Below are 13,979 nucleotides of genomic sequence, written 5' to 3' on the forward strand. Positions count from 1 at the left end.
CTCCGGAAAACCGGTCGCCGACCCCGGACGGCTGATTCCGGGAGACGTTGTCGGATTGTTGCCTGGGGTTAACGGTGAGTGACGACACACCGATAGCACCTGCCGGAACAATACGAAGCCGCCGAGCGTCTGACAGAGTGAGGTTTGACGCATCGCCCGGATGTGTCGGCTCGAAGGGAAGGCGTCCGGATACCGGCGCCGGACCGGGACGGAGGAACAATGACTGACATCGCCACCACCACAGCCCCGATCTACCTACCGCTCACCGCCGCCGATCGCTGTGATCGCTGCGGTGCCGCAGCCAAGGTACGTGCCGTCCTGCCCAAGGGCGGCGAGCTTCTCTTCTGCCGTCATCACTTCAACGAGCACGAAGCCCGACTGGTGGAGCTCAGCGCCACCGTGGTCGAAGCCGAGGGCGAACTGGTCTGACACTCGTCATGGCCTGACGGGCGAGCCCCAGACGATGAGAGAACCCGGCCGGAACATCCGGCCGGGTTCTCTCATGTTCGGGTCCCCGAGGGCGCTCAGCGCCACGTCCGCAGCGCGGCGATACGTTCTTTGAGCTGCTCGGCGGTGGCCATCGCGGTCGGCGGACCACCCAGCCGGGTTCGGAGCTCGTTGTGCACCATGCCGTGGGGCTTCCCGGTGCGGTGGTGGTGCATGGCGACCAGGGTGTTGAGTTCCTTGCGCAGCGCGTGCAGGTTCTCCCCGGTGGTACCGGGCGCACGACCGGGATCAGGGGTTTCCGACTTGGGCTCGGCCGCCGGGGTCGACCGGGCGACGACCTGTTCGGCCTGGCGCTTCTGCAGCAGAGCGCGCACCTGATCGGCGTCGAGGAGTCCGGGCAGGCCGAGGTAGTCCGATTCCTCATCGCTGCCGGCGAAGGTGGCGGTGCCGAACGACGCTCCGTCGAAGATCACCTGGTCGAGTTCGGCGTCGGCGTGCAGCGACTGGAACGCCGGCTCGTCCTCCCCCGGTTCGTCCTTCTGCTTGTTCGCGTCGATGAGCAGCTGGTCGTCGAGGCCGTCGCTCTCGCGGTGCGGCTTGCCGAGGACGTGGTCGCGCTGGGCCTCCATCTGGCTGGCGAGGTCGAGCAGCACGGGGACCGACGGCAGGAACACGCTCGCGGTCTCGCCGGGGCGCCGCGATCGCACGAAGCGACCGATCGCCTGCGCGAAGAACAGCGGGGTCGACGAGCTGGTGGCGTACACGCCGACCGCGAGCCGCGGCACGTCGACGCCCTCGGACACCATGCGCACCGCGATCATCCACTCGTCCTTCGACGCGGAGAACTCGGCGATCCGGGAGGAGGACTTGGGGTCGTCGGAGAGGACCAGAGTCGGTTGCTTGCCGGTGATGGCGGTGAGCAGTTCGGCGTAGTCGCGGGCGGTCGACTGGTCGGTCGCGATGACCAGGCCGCCGGCATCGGGCATCCCGCTGGCACGCAGCTGGCCGAGTCGGGTGTGCGCGGCGGTGAGGACCGCCGGAATCCAATCACCGTGCGGGTCGAGGGCGGTCCGCCAGGCGCGCGCGGTGTGCTCGGCCGACAACGGCTCACCGAGACGCGCGGTGAACTCCTCGCCCGCGCTGGTCCGCCAGCTCGCCTCGCCGGAGTACGCCAGGAACACCACCGGACGGACGACGCCGTCCTTCAGCGCGTCGGCGTAGCCGTAGGTGTGGTCGGCCTTGGAGCGCTGGTGTCCGCCGGCCTCGGCCTCGTAGACGACGAACGGGATCGGCGAGTCGTCGGAGCGGAACGGCGTACCGGTGAGCAGCAGGCGGCGTTCCGCGTCGTCGAAGGCCTCGCGGATCGCATCACCCCACGACTTGGCGTCACCGCCGTGGTGGATCTCGTCGAGGATGACCAGGGTGCGGCGGTTCTCGGTGCGGACCCGGTGCTTGGTCGGGTGCGCGGCCACCTGGGCGTAGGTGAGGACGACGCCGTTGTAGTCGGAGCTGGTCTGTCCGGCCGAGTTCGAGAAATGCGAGTCCAGGGCGATACCCACGCGCGCGGCCGCCTCGGCCCACTGGTGCTTGAGGTGCTCGGTGGGCGCCACGACGGTGATCTGTTCGACAGTCCGATCGTCGAGCAGTTCGCGGGCGACACGCAGGCCGAACGTCGTCTTGCCGGCGCCGGGCGTCGCCACCGCGAGGAAGTCCTTCGGCCTGCGCGTCAGGTACTTGGTCAGCGCACGGCGCTGCCAGGCACGGAGCGACCCGAGATTGGGAGCGGCGGTTCCCGACGCATCGGCACTGCTGGTGGAGGGTTCGGCGGACGTCACGTGTGTGTTGCTCCTGACGGCGTACGGATTCCCTACCGGGCATGAAATGACCCCTCGCGTTGGGAGGACCCGCGCCGAAGGGGACCCGGCAATCGTACCGCCGGGCCGCCCCCGCACCCGCATCGCGACACCCCCTCGCCGCGGCTCGCCGACACCGACGCGGACATCACCGTGTGGTCGCTCCGAACGACGCGCCTGGTGACCCGGGTACCCTTTACGGCCTTCGATCGGGGATATTGAACTCATCACAACGCGAAAGAGGAATCCGGTGCCACTGACCGACGACGCGACGTCGCCGGTGGCTGCCGTGCGCCCGAATCCGTCGAGCGCGGTGACCGCTCCGCTCGACACGACGATCCGGACGCCGCGCCGGCCGGCCCCGCTCGCCGGCGACACCGAAATCCCCGGCGTCACCGCACCCGCCTCCCGTGACGTCGCGGTCGTGCACGACCGGCCGGAGAAGCCCGAGGGAGTCGACGAGCCCGTCCCGGCGAACGGCGCGAAGGCGGCTTCGGATTCGGACGACGCCGAGAACGAACCCGGTCCCCCGGTCCTACCCAACATGCACCGGGTGGTGTGGCGGACGATCGTGAAGTCCTGGGACGACGGGATCATCGGCTGGGCGGCGCAGGCCGCGTTCTGGCAGGCGCTTTCGCTGCCCCCGCTGCTGCTCGGGCTCCTCGGCTCGGTCGGTTACGTCGCGGGCTGGTTCGGACCCGGCACCGTCGACATCGTCTACGACCGCATCATCGAGTTCGCGCAGCGCACCTTCACCGAGACGGTCGTCGACGACCTGATCACCCCGACCGTGGACAGCGTCCTGGGACGGGGCCGCATCGGACTCATGTCGGTCGGCTTCATCCTGTCGCTGTGGGCCGGCTCGTCGGCGATGTCGTGTTTCATCGCCTCCATCGCCAAGGCGCACGATCAGCACGAGGTCCGGCATCCGGTGTGGCAGCGGTTCTTCGCGCTGTTCCTCTACGTCGGCTTCCTGTTCGTGGCGGTGTTCCTGCTGCCGCTGGTCGCACTCGGACCGAACTATCTGCGGGCGATCGTCCCGGAGTCGTGGGGGTCGTTCGTGACCACACTCATCGACTTCGGCTATTTCCCGTTCGTCGCGGTGCTCCTGCTGTTCGTGCTCACCACGCTCTACCACCTGGCCCTGCCCAATCCGCTGCCGTGGCACCGGCTCATCGGCGGCGCGATCGTCGCGGGCGTGTTCTTCTGGGTCGCCAGCTACGTGCTGCGCATCTACCTGACGAAGATCACCGAGGCGGGCGTGTCATACGGGGCGCTGGCGACACCGATCGCCTTCCTGCTGTTCACCTTCTCGCTCGGCTTCGGCATCGTCATCGGGGCCGAGTTCAACGCGGCGGTGCAACAGTTCTGGCCGGCCAAGGCGTCCACGACGACCCAGGTCCGGCACTGGGTCAACTCGCAGACCTCCGACTTCACCGGCCAGCTCAAGACGATTCCCGACCGGTTGTCGTCGGGACCGATCCGACGTCCCACGCGCGACCGCGAGAGCGACTGACCGGTCCCGGCGACCCCCTCGCTACTTGCGCAGCTTGGCGTAGATCTTCTTGCACTTCGGGCACACCGGCGAACCCGGCTTGGCCGCACGGGTCACCGGGAAGGTCTCGCCGCAGAGCGCGACCACATGGCTGCCCATCACGGCGCTCTCCGCGATCTTGTCCTTCTTGACGTAGTGGAAGAACTTGGGCCGGTCGTCGTCACTGCTGTCGGTGGCGTCGGCGTCGGACCTCTCGTCGGTCTCGGTGTCGGTCCACTCGTCGAGATCGGGGCGTTCGATGGTTTCAGTTGCCATTGCTCTATTGTGCGTCACCGGGGAACCCGAAGCACAGGCTGCTCCGCGGCAGCCGTCAGGTGCCCGGAATCCGTCAGTGCAATGAGCAACCGAAAGTGGGACAGTGGAGAGGGTGTTCGAACAAAGGGATTCCATGGGCGCGACCGGCCGTCAGCCGCACGACCACCACGAGGACTCGAGACGATTCGGCAGGTCGGAACACCCGGCCGTGGCCGCCGAGACCTTCCTGATCACCGACGCCCAGGACTCGCTCGAAGCGCAGCAGAAGGCCCGGGTGCGCAAGTACCTGATCATGATGGCGTTCCGCGTCCCCGCACTGATAGTCGCCGGCATCGCCTACTCGATCACCGGCTCCGGACTCCTCGCCCTGGCCATCGTCGCCATCTCCATCCCGCTGCCGTGGATGGCCGTGCTGATCGCCAACGACCGCCCGCCCCGCAAGCGCGGCGAGGTACCGCACTATAAGTACGGCGCCGACCATCACGTCGTCGGCCCGCCCGCCCTCTCGCACACCGATCAGCAACTCGACCGGGGAACCGTCGAGGGGCACGTCGTCGATCCCGACGACTGACGCGCTCGCGGTTCCCCCGCGTTCGACATCTCAGCAACTTCTCAGCCGCTCCTGCGAATCGGCGAAAGTCTTCGCAGGTCACCAAGCCTCCTTCGGGTTTGCGCCGAATGACTTTCGGGAACTATCGCCATCACATGGACGTTGGACCCAGTGAACGCATTCAAGTCAGGAGGCCGCATGTCACGCTCGACAGTTGCACGTTCGACCCCGACCACAGGTTTCGCCGATCCCGCCGCCCCGGGCACCCGCCCGGCGATGACGGAGCAGGATCTCGACGCCCAGTCGCCGGCCGCGGACCTCGTCCGCGTCTACCTCAACGGGATCGGACGCACCGCTCTCCTCAACGCAGAGCAGGAGGTCGAACTCGCCAAGCAGATCGAGGCCGGCCTCTACGCCAAGCACGTCCTGGCAACCAAGAAGCGCCTCTCGGCCACCAAGAAGCGTGACCTGGCGACCATCGTCCGCGAGGGTGAGGCGGCACGCGCCCACCTGCTCGAGGCGAATCTCCGTCTCGTCGTCTCGCTGGCCAAGCGTTACACCGGTCGCGGCATGCCGCTCCTGGATCTCATCCAGGAGGGCAACCTGGGTCTGATCCGCGCCATGGAGAAGTTCGACTACGCCAAGGGCTTCAAGTTCTCGACGTACGCCACATGGTGGATTCGTCAGGCCATCACCCGCGGCATGGCCGACCAGAGCCGCACGATCCGGCTCCCCGTCCATCTCGTCGAGCAGGTGAACAAGCTCGCCCGCATCAAGCGTGAGCTCCACCAGCAGCTCGGCCGCGAGGCCACCGACGAGGAACTGGCCAACGAGTCGGGCATCCCGGCCGAGAAGATCGCCGACCTCCTCGACCACAGCCGCGACCCGGTGAGCCTCGACATGCCGGTCGGTAGCGACGAGGAGGCGCCGCTGGGCGACTTCATCGAGGACGCCGAGGCCACCTCCGCCGAGAACGCCGTCATCGCCGGTCTCCTGCACTCCGACATCCGGGCGGTCCTCGCAACCCTCGACGAGCGTGAGCAGCAGGTCATCCGGATGCGCTACGGCCTCGACGACGGCCAGCCGCGCACCCTCGATCAGATCGGCCGCATGTTCGGACTGTCGCGCGAGCGCGTGCGTCAGATCGAGCGCGAGGTCATGGGCAAGCTGCGCGCCGGCGATCGTGCCGAGCGCCTGCGCGCCTACGCCAGCTGACGCTTCCGGTCTCCTAGCTGAGCCGTCTCGGTCCGGTGTCCCGTCTTCCGGGCACCGGGCCGACTCGTATCTGGGCGTTGAGCACCGAGGCGCCCTCGACCGACACGAGGATCGGGTCGCAGAGCACGTCGCGCACCTCGGGGATGTCGTCGACGAGTGTGGAGATCCGCAGCAACAGGTCGACGAGTGCCTCCTTGTCGGCCGGTTCCTCACCTCGATACCCGGAGAGGAGCGGCGCCGAACGCGGTTCGTCGATCAGTTCACGGGCGTCGGGTTCGGTGAGCGGGATCGCCCGGTAGCCGTGGTCCCCGAGCAGGTCGAAGGTCCGCCCGGACAACCCGAACGAGATCACCGACCCGAACGACTCGTCGTCGCGGACGCGGATGACCGTGCCGACGCCCTTCGGGGCCATCTTCTGGACATGCAGGACGTGATCGCCGGTGAGTTCGCTCAGCTCGGCGAACGCGTTGACGACCGCCGTCGCGTCGGGCAGGTCGAGCCGGGCACCCTCACGGTCGAGACGACCCCGCCACTTGGGCGAGGTGGCCTTCACCGCCACCGGGAAGCCGAGTTCCCGCGCTGCGGCCGACGCCTCGTGCATCGTCCTGACCTCACGGAACGGGACGACCGAGACGCCGTACCAGCGCAGCAGTCTCGCCGACTCGACCTGGCCGAGGAGACGGTCCGACGACTGCCCGTCCGAGTCCATCGCCTCGCGGACGTACATACGGGCCGCCTCGGGGTCGGTGCCCTCGGCCCGGTGGATCGCCGACTCCGGCCGCAACTTCCACTTCGCGTACTGCCACGCACGGGCCAATGACGCCGCGGCGCGCTCCGGGCTGGCATATGACGGGATGGACCCGCGTTCGGGCATACCGTTCGGGCCGGGTTTGGTGAGACCCGGCGGGATGCCGTCGACGGCGAGGAACGTCGTGACGATCGGCTTCTCGCCATCGGCACCCGGCGTGTTGGCCGCGGCCATCAGTGCGCGGGCGTGCCAGTCGGCGTCCACCGCCACCGGCGGCACGAAGACGACGATGATCGCGTCCACGCCGGTGTCGGTCATGGCCGCCGAGACGGCATCTTCGAACAGTTCCTCCGACGCCCCCGCACCGAGGTCGATGTTGTCGACGACCTCGAGGCCGCCGTTGCGTGCCTGGTCGGCGGCGAGACTGCCCAGCACCGACGAGTTGCCGATGATCCGAACGCGGGGTCCGCGCGGTAGCGGCTGATAGGCGAACAACGCCGCGCAGTCGAACAACTCGGGGATCGTCTCGACCTGGATGACACCGGCCTGTTCGAGCATCATGCGCGCGATCTGGTCGTCGAAGTTGGCCGTCGACCGGGCCGCACGGACCGGGCTCATCGCTCCCCTGCCCGACTTCACCGCGACGATCGGCTTGGCCCGCGACACCCGCCGCGAGATGCGCGAGAACTTGCGCGGGTTACCGAAGCTCTCCAGGTAGAGCAGGATCACGTCGGTCGAGGCGTCGCTGTCCCAGTACTGCAGCAGGTCGTTGCCGGAGACGTCGGCACGGTTGCCCGCCGAGACGAAGGTCGACAACCCGATCTGCCGCCGGGCAGCGGTGTCGAGGATCGCGATGCCCAGCGCACCGGACTGGCAGAAGAACCCGACCCGGCCGGCAGCCGGGATCCGCGGTGCAAGTGTGGCGTTGAGCGCGATCCCGGCGTCGTTGTTGGCCACGCCGAGCGCGTTCGGCCCGACGAGCCGCATGCCGTGTTCGCGGACCTGCGCGACGAGGCGACGCTCGTTCTCGAGGCCCTCCTCCTCGCCGGAGTCACCGAAACCCGCCGACACGACGACCAGCGTCCGCACACCCTTCACCAGACAGTCGTCGAGGACGTCGTCGACCCGGGACGCCGGGACCGCGACCACCGCGAGATCCACCGGGTCCGGGATGTCACGCACCGTCTCGTAGGCACGGATGCCGCGGACCGACGGCGGCCGTTCGCGGGTTCGCTTCCGGCTCGGGCTCGTCATGCGACCGAGCCGCTGCGCGTCGCTACCGGGCTCCTCCTCGACGCGGGCCGGTCCGTTCACCGGGAAGACCGGACCGGTGAACCCGCCGGCGATGATGTTGGCCAGCAACGCGTTGCCGACCTTGTTCGGATCGGTCGACGCACCGATGACCGCGACCGAGGTGGGGCGCAGCAGGTTCGCGACGCTGCGGGCCTCCGACGCGTTCTCGCGGGCGTTGCGCACCGACAGGAGCGCCTCGGTCGGGTCGATCAGGAACTCCACGTGCACCGTCGAGCCGTCGAAGCTGCGGGCGAGTTGGTAGCCGGCGTCGCGGAACACGGCGACCATGTTCGGGTTCTCGCTGAGCACCTCGGCCTCGAAGCGGGTGAAACCGTTCTCGGCCGCGGCGCCCGCGAGGTGTTCGAGCAGGATCGGTCCGAGACCGCGGCCCTGGTGTTCGTCGGCCACGACGAAGGCGACCTCGGCCGATTCCGGCTTGCCGTCGAAGGCGAGTCCCTCGTAGATGCCGACGGCGATGATCTCGCCGCCGAGCACCGCCACGATCGCCACGCGCTGCTGATGGTCGACGGTCGTCATCCGGGCGACCTCGCGGGGCGGCAGCGTCGGTGTCGGGCCGAAGTACCGCATGTAGCGGGTGCGTTCGGAGAGCTTGGAATGGAAGGCGACGATCCGCTCGGCGTCGTCGGGGACGATCGGACGCAGGTGCACGACCCCGCCGTCGGAGGCCAGCACGTCGGCGATCCAGTGTCGCGGATAGTCCCACGCGCCACGGGGTTCGGGCTGATCGGCCAGTGTTTCCGGCGTGGTCGGCGTTTGCTCTGGGGTGGACGACACGTCCTGATCAGTCACGGGGATCCTCCGGGTCGAGACCGTGCAGAGGGTACACCGCGCGGCGGGTCGCCAGGATCGCGCGATCGGTCTGTCGCTGTGCCGTTGCACTCACCCCCTCGAATGGCTCCTGACCCGCATCGCCGTCCCACGGCTGATAGTCGACGTCGCCGCCGTCGCCCATCACCCCGACCGGCGGCCGGGCATAGTCGGAGTGCACCTGGGTGGAGATCTGTTCGGCTGTGGCGCACCAGGATTCGTCGATGGTCGTGGTCGGGTCGATCTCCCGGTCGAGAGCGACGCCGAGCAGGTGGGTCCAGCTGCGCGGCACCACGTTGACGACGCCGTAGCCACCACCGCCGACCGCGATCCACCGTCCCTCACAGTATTTGTCGGCGAGATCACGCATCGCGATCATCGCCGCGCGCTGCCCCTCGACGGTGAGCGACAGGTCGGTGAGGGGATCGGCGCGATGACTGTCGGCGCCGCACTGACTGACGATGATCTGCGGTTTGAACCCGGCGATCAGTGACGGCACGACGGCATGGAATGCCCGCAGCCACAGGCGATCCTCGGTGTTGGGCATCAGCGCGAGGTTGACCGCACTCCCCTGCGCGTCGCCGTCGCCGACCTCGGTCGGCCAGCCCGTCCCCGGCCACAGCGTCGCGGGATGCTGGTGCAGCGAGACGGTCATCACGCGCGGGTCCGCCGCGAACTCCACCTGGACGCCGTCGCCGTGGTGGGCGTCGACGTCGATGTAGGCGATCCGGTCGAAGCCTTTGTCCAGCAGGTATCGGATCGCGATCGCGCAGTCGTTGTAGATGCAGAACCCGGCGGCCCGGGCCTTCATCGCGTGGTGCATGCCACCGCCGATGTTGACCGCGCGGGTCGCGGCACCCGACGCCACGGTCTGCGCGGCGGCGAGGGTGCCGCCGACGAGGAGCCGGGCGGCCTCGTGCATCCCGGCGAACACCGGGTTGTCCGCGTCGCCCAGTCCGAACAGCCGCTCGAGCAGCGGACCCGACAGCGACGCGGTGCCGGAACCCACCGCGCGGACGGCGTCGATGTAGTCGCGGGTGTGCACCGCGGTGAGGGCGTCGTCGTCGATGGCCTGCGGCGGCACCGTCTCGACGTCGTCGAGCACCCCGAGGCTCTGGGCGAGGGTCATCGTCAGCGCGAGCCTCACGGGATTCATCGGGTGGGTGTGGGCCCACCGGTAGGACAGGAAGTCCTCGCTCCAGATGACGGCCGTCGTGGAAGTGTCGGTCACAGGTTCAGGCTAGTGGTTCACCTGGCGGGCGGCTGGACGATGTCGGTTCGACCACATGTGGGTACGGTCGGGGTCGTCGCCATGTGCCGCGGCCTCGTGAGAGGGCTGTCACCGTGGGCGAACAGGGTAATCTTGGCGGGGACGAAAGGGATTGGGCACAGTGAACGATCTGGTTGACACCACCGAGATGTATCTGCGGACGATCTACGACCTCGAGGAAGAGGGGATCATGCCGCTGCGGGCGCGTATCGCCGAGCGCCTGGACCAAAGCGGCCCGACCGTCTCCCAGACCGTCGCCCGGATGGAACGCGACGGACTTCTGCGCGTCGCGGGCGACCGCCATCTCGAACTGACCGAGCGCGGCCGGTCGCTGGCCGTCGCGGTCATGCGCAAGCACCGCCTGGCCGAGCGGCTCCTGGTCGACGTCATCGGCATGCCCTGGGACCAGGTCCACGAGGAGGCCTGCCGCTGGGAGCACGTGATGAGCGAGAACGTCGAGCGTCGTCTGCTCGCCGTGCTCGAGTACCCGACGACCTCGCCCTACGGCAACCCGATCCCGGGTCTGGATCTGCTCGGCGTCGAGGTGTCCTCGACCGACGACGGTGCGACCCGGATCGCGGATCTGCCCGCAGGCGACACCGTGGCGGTCATCGTGCGGCGACTGTCCGAGCACGCACAGTCCGACGTGGGTCTCATCTCGCATCTGCGGGAGGCCGGCGTGGTTCCGAACGCCCGCGTGACCGTGACCAACGTCGCCGGCACCATCACGATCAACACCCCCGGACACGAGGGCCTGGAGCTCTCCGCCGACATGGCGCATTCGGTCTTCGTCGAGAAGGTCGTGGAGAAGGTCTGACGCGGCAGCGGTCTGGCCCAACGAGGCCGGCACCACAAAATCTCGGAGATCACCCGGCGGCGCGCCGGGTGATCTCTGGCATCTGGACCCCGAGTTCCCGGGCGGTGCCGTAGGAACCGTCGATCATCTCCCACAGCATCGTCGGCCGGACGCCGGCCCGCAGGGCGGTGTCGAGGAGTCGGGCCAGGTTCGCGTCCGGGTCGGCTTCGAGGGCGACGTCGAGTGCGACTCCGGCGTACGCCCCTTCCCCGCCGATGTAGTGCAGATGTGCCAGGAGGGTGGCCGCTCCTGCACGGCCGGGTCCGGCCAGGCGGCGTGTGAGTTCTCGCCACACCGATTCGGCGTCTTCTCGTAGGTCGGTGACGGCGAGCGCCAGCGCGGCGTCGCGGACCTGAGGTCGTCGGACGGCCTGTTCCAGCACGGCGACCTCCGCGCAGTCCAGCGGTCCCCCGCCGTCGGCGACCGATCCGATCGTGAGGTCCAGCAGCTGCGCGTCGGACATCGCCCGCCCGAGTGGAACGACGCCGCGGGTGCAGTCCGGGCAGGGCCGTCCGGCGCTGCACTCCCCGGCGACCGGTTCGAGCATGGCCCGCATCTCCGACCGGCGCGGCAGGATGCGCCGGCCGGATTTCACCGCCTCGGCGATGGCGGTCGGACAGGTCTGCGGATCGTCGAGGACGCCCTCGCGGTCGTCGAGGACGTCGACCGACCACGCTTGCCCGTCGGGACACCAGATCACCGACCACGCCGCCCCGGCATCGAAGGCGGACAGAGCGAATCCGGCGGCGACACCCCCGATGGCGTCGAAGTGGCGGTCGGCGATCGCGAGCACCCGTCGATACCGAGGACTGTCGGCCGGATAGCGGTTGTCGGCGATGATCGCCACCACCTCGTCGGCGCCGTAGGAGTGGGTGATCGCCCCGAGTCCCGCGAGCACAGTGGACAGCTCGGATGTCGGTTCGCCGGCGTCGTCGAGGGCGAGATCGTGGCGCATGGTGGCCGAGATCCCCCGGTCGGGCGCGAAGGCGACCACGATGATCGAGCGTTCCGGGATGAAGCCGAGCAACGCCGGTATCGCCGTCAGCAGCGTCGTCGGGTCGATGGGGTCACGGACGGAACGGGAGGACGCGAAGGCGGGCATGCACGAAGCATCGGCCGCGTGAGGGCGCCTCGACGGCGCGCCGGCTGACCTGTGGACAACCGCGGCGGCCCGTCCACAGGCCGTGGTCTTCTCAGCCGAAGGCGGCCGACACCGCCTTGGTGAACAGCTCGTCGAGCGCAGCCGAATCCTCGGCGGGCACCGGACCTGCTGCGGGCCAACGATATTCGGCGTACACACGGACCCCGTCGCGCTGGCCTGTCAATGCGAGCGAGCTGGTGGTGACCGGTGCGGTACCACCGCCGGTGACGATGGTGCGGCGGATGGTCGCGGTCTCGACGCCGTCCCGTGCGGGCGGGGCGGGCAGGACCTCGGTGGTCACCGTCGACGACGCCCCGAAGGTGGTCGTTGTCAGTTCCGGGCACCTCTCGGCGCGCTGCACGACCTCGGCGAGCGGGGTGTCGACGTGGGCGACGACGGTGGTCAGGGTCGAGCGTTCCGCGGTGCCGGGGCCGAGGAAGGCGACGGCGCCGTCGGCGGAGACCGGGGCAGGTGCGCAGTCGGCCGGTGAGACCTCGGTGTCGGCCCCCTGCCCCGGCGCCGGGCTGCCGGTCACGTCGGCCAGTGCGTTGGCCACCGCCTGGGGCGGGATCGGGCTCGCCGGTCCACCCGGGAAGTCCGAGGCCAGCACCGACCTCGACGAGAGGTCCGGGTTCGCCGACTGGGCGTCACCCGCGATCGAACACGCCGAGAGGACACCACCGGCGAAAAAGACGCAGGCGGCGGCCAGCACGAGCACGGGCAGGCGGCGTCCGGAGGACGTACGGGGTGCAGCGGTTGCCGGGGTCACAGCGATCTACTGTGCCACCGCGAGAGCCCGCCCGTGCGGGTGACACACCCGACGAGGGAATCCCTGGCGCGGCTATGTCGTTACATATTCGGTGTCTCGCCGGACGCCGGTGCCCAACCGCGACCGGAGGTGCGAGACAATGAGACATATGACGAGAATCCGGCCGTGCTGTGCCACGGCCGCCACGTACAAGGAGGGATGACGTGGACGAGCAACCCGCGCGGAACGACGCGCTGTACGAACTCGCCTTTCCCGCTCCGAAGGTCACCCGCGCCGACGGCACGGGCCCCGTTCTGATCCATGCTCTCGAGGGGTTCGCCGACGCCGGCCACGCCGTCGCTCTCGCGGCCGCCCACCTCCGGGACAGCCTGGAGTCGGAACTGGTCGCGACGTTCTCGTCCGACGAGCTGATGGACTACCGCTCCCGCCGCCCGACGATCTCGTTCAGCGGTGAGACCTTCACGGAGGTCGAGATGCCGGCGCTGACCCTGCACGCGATCCGCGACAACTCGGGGAAGGGCTTCCTGCTGCTGGCCGGCGCCGAACCCGATCTGCGCTGGGAGCAGTTCGTCGACGCGGTGCGCCGCCTGTCCGACCGGCTGGGCGTCACCGATGTGATCGGACTCAACGCCATCCCGATGGCCGTGCCGCACACGCGTCCGCCGTCGATCACCGCGCACGGGAGCGACCCCGACGCCCTTGGCGACCTCCCGCGCTGGGGTTCGGCGATGAAGCTGCCCGCGAGCGCCTCGATGCTGCTCGAACTGCGGATGGGTGAGCACGACTACCGGGCCTCCGGCCTGTCGGTCCACGTGCCGCACTACCTGGCGCAGACCAACTACCCGGCGGCCTCTGCGCGACTGTTGTCCGCGGTCGCCGAACTGGCCGGTCTCGACCTGCCGCTCGCCGCGCTCGAGAGCGCCGCCGAGAAGGTGCGCGCCCAGGTCGACACCGAGGTCGAGGGCAACTCCGAGATCGAGTCGGTCGTCGCCGCATTGGAGACGCAGTACGACACCTTCACCCAGGCCGCCGAGGAGCGCGCGTCGCTGCTCGCCGCCGAGGAGTCGCTGCCCAGCGGCGACGAACTGGGCGCCGAACTCGAACGGTTCCTCGCCGAGCAGGCAGCCGAGCAGACCCCGAAGGACGATGAGCCCGGAGACGAGGGACCGCGATCGTCGATCTGACCGCGAGCCCGACGG

The 13,979-nt window shown here is 69.2% G+C and carries 12 protein-coding genes; 6 read left to right on the forward strand and 6 right to left on the reverse strand.

Annotated features, from left to right (window positions below):
* Positions 1 to 219 precede the first annotated feature (219 nt).
* The gene (locus PWF70_RS13730) at positions 220 to 429 is read left to right on the forward strand and encodes a DUF7455 domain-containing protein (RefSeq protein WP_005197291.1); all 210 of its coding nucleotides are present in this window, start codon (positions 220 to 222) and stop codon (positions 427 to 429) included.
* A 95-nt stretch (positions 430 to 524) separates the two neighbouring features.
* On the opposite strand, the gene PWF70_RS13735 is transcribed toward PWF70_RS13730, so the two are convergent.
* On the reverse strand, positions 525 to 2,282 hold the full coding sequence (locus tag PWF70_RS13735) for a DEAD/DEAH box helicase (protein WP_006357269.1): 1,758 nt from the start codon (positions 2,280 to 2,282) through the stop codon (positions 525 to 527).
* A 268-nt stretch (positions 2,283 to 2,550) separates the two neighbouring features.
* Between PWF70_RS13735 and PWF70_RS13740 the strand changes: the two genes are divergently transcribed.
* On the forward strand, positions 2,551 to 3,816 hold the full coding sequence (locus tag PWF70_RS13740; protein WP_139319493.1) for a YihY/virulence factor BrkB family protein: 1,266 nt from the start codon (positions 2,551 to 2,553) through the stop codon (positions 3,814 to 3,816).
* 21 nt (positions 3,817 to 3,837) lie between these two features.
* Here PWF70_RS13740 and PWF70_RS13745 read toward each other — a convergent pair whose 3' ends face one another.
* Positions 3,838 to 4,110 carry a DUF3039 domain-containing protein gene (locus tag PWF70_RS13745; protein WP_005197294.1) on the reverse strand — a complete coding sequence of 91 codons (273 nt, stop codon included), beginning with the start codon at positions 4,108 to 4,110 and terminating at the stop codon, positions 3,838 to 3,840.
* Between the two features lie 133 nt (positions 4,111 to 4,243).
* Between PWF70_RS13745 and PWF70_RS13750 the strand changes: the two genes are divergently transcribed.
* Positions 4,244 to 4,681: a DUF3099 domain-containing protein gene (locus PWF70_RS13750; RefSeq protein WP_035754136.1), complete on the forward strand. Its 438-nt coding sequence runs from the start codon at positions 4,244 to 4,246 to the stop codon at positions 4,679 to 4,681.
* Positions 4,682 to 4,936: 255 nt separating this feature from the next.
* Complete coding sequence (locus PWF70_RS13755; RefSeq protein WP_174310882.1) at positions 4,937 to 5,875, forward strand: sigma-70 family RNA polymerase sigma factor; 939 nt, start codon at positions 4,937 to 4,939, stop codon at positions 5,873 to 5,875.
* A 13-nt stretch (positions 5,876 to 5,888) separates the two neighbouring features.
* On the opposite strand, the gene PWF70_RS13760 is transcribed toward PWF70_RS13755, so the two are convergent.
* Positions 5,889 to 8,726 carry a bifunctional acetate--CoA ligase family protein/GNAT family N-acetyltransferase gene (locus tag PWF70_RS13760; RefSeq protein WP_035754135.1) on the reverse strand — a complete coding sequence of 946 codons (2,838 nt, stop codon included), beginning with the start codon at positions 8,724 to 8,726 and terminating at the stop codon, positions 5,889 to 5,891.
* Positions 8,719 to 9,975 (reverse strand): acetoin utilization protein AcuC, encoded by a 1,257-nt coding sequence (locus PWF70_RS13765; protein WP_006359499.1) that lies wholly within the window; start codon positions 9,973 to 9,975, stop codon positions 8,719 to 8,721. The genes PWF70_RS13760 and PWF70_RS13765 overlap by 8 nt, the downstream gene beginning before the upstream one ends.
* 160 nt (positions 9,976 to 10,135) lie before the next feature.
* Between PWF70_RS13765 and PWF70_RS13770 the strand changes: the two genes are divergently transcribed.
* The gene (locus tag PWF70_RS13770; RefSeq protein WP_006359500.1) at positions 10,136 to 10,831 is read left to right on the forward strand and encodes an iron-dependent transcriptional repressor DtxR; all 696 of its coding nucleotides are present in this window, start codon (positions 10,136 to 10,138) and stop codon (positions 10,829 to 10,831) included.
* A gap of 49 nt (positions 10,832 to 10,880) precedes the next feature.
* Here PWF70_RS13770 and PWF70_RS13775 read toward each other — a convergent pair whose 3' ends face one another.
* Together PWF70_RS13775 and PWF70_RS13780 are read right to left on the reverse strand one after the other, a co-directional pair.
* Positions 10,881 to 11,972 (reverse strand): DUF4192 domain-containing protein, encoded by a 1,092-nt coding sequence (locus PWF70_RS13775; protein ID WP_006359501.1) that lies wholly within the window; start codon positions 11,970 to 11,972, stop codon positions 10,881 to 10,883.
* A gap of 91 nt (positions 11,973 to 12,063) precedes the next feature.
* Positions 12,064 to 12,729, reverse strand: coding sequence for a hypothetical protein (locus PWF70_RS13780; RefSeq protein ID WP_006359502.1), 666 nt, complete (start codon positions 12,727 to 12,729; stop codon positions 12,064 to 12,066).
* 254 nt (positions 12,730 to 12,983) lie between these two features.
* Between PWF70_RS13780 and PWF70_RS13785 the strand changes: the two genes are divergently transcribed.
* Entirely contained in the window at positions 12,984 to 13,964 is a 981-nt protein-coding gene (locus PWF70_RS13785) for a PAC2 family protein (protein ID WP_006359503.1), read from the forward strand.
* Positions 13,965 to 13,979 lie beyond the last annotated feature (15 nt).

This window comes from Gordonia sp. Swx-4 (genome assembly GCF_030316175.1).
GTDB classification, from domain to species: Bacteria; Actinomycetota; Actinomycetes; order Mycobacteriales; family Mycobacteriaceae; genus Gordonia; species Gordonia alkanivorans.

Coding starts and splice junctions, on each gene's coding strand:
- PWF70_RS13730 (WP_005197291.1), top strand. CDS start 220: ATGACTGACATCGCCACCACCACAGCCCCGATCTACCTACCGCTCACC.
- PWF70_RS13745 (WP_005197294.1), bottom strand. CDS start 4,110: ATGGCAACTGAAACCATCGAACGCCCCGATCTCGACGAGTGGACCGAC.
- PWF70_RS13750 (WP_035754136.1), top strand. CDS start 4,244: ATGGGCGCGACCGGCCGTCAGCCGCACGACCACCACGAGGACTCGAGA.
- PWF70_RS13755 (WP_174310882.1), top strand. CDS start 4,937: ATGACGGAGCAGGATCTCGACGCCCAGTCGCCGGCCGCGGACCTCGTC.
- PWF70_RS13775 (WP_006359501.1), bottom strand. CDS start 11,972: ATGCCCGCCTTCGCGTCCTCCCGTTCCGTCCGTGACCCCATCGACCCG.